Genomic DNA, 216 nt, shown 5'->3' on the forward strand with positions numbered 1-216 from the left:
TCGACGGCGACGGCCAGCTCGGGACGGGTCGAGCCCAGGTCCACCACGAGGGTCTTGAAGATGCGCAGCGGGTCGATGCCGAGCGTCTCGGCCGCCTCGTTGCCGTAGTCGGTGCTGTCGGGGTCGTGGTCGTAGGCGTGCAGCACGAACTCCACTCCCGCCCGGCTGAGCGCTTCGGTGGCCGGCGTGCCGCCGGCCATCAGTGGAGCCGCCCCC

Annotated in this window: 1 pseudogene; it reads right to left on the bottom strand. The window is 72.2% G+C overall.

Annotated elements, in window-relative coordinates:
- Positions 1-200 (bottom strand): annotated as a pseudogene (locus BN358_RS25615) (Cys-tRNA(Pro) deacylase); the annotation flags it as partial.
- Between the last annotated feature and the right edge of the window lie 16 nt (positions 201-216).

This window comes from Sedimentibacter sp. B4, assembly GCF_000309315.1.
Classification (GTDB): domain Bacteria; phylum Bacillota; class Clostridia; order Tissierellales; family Sedimentibacteraceae; genus Sedimentibacter; species Sedimentibacter saalensis.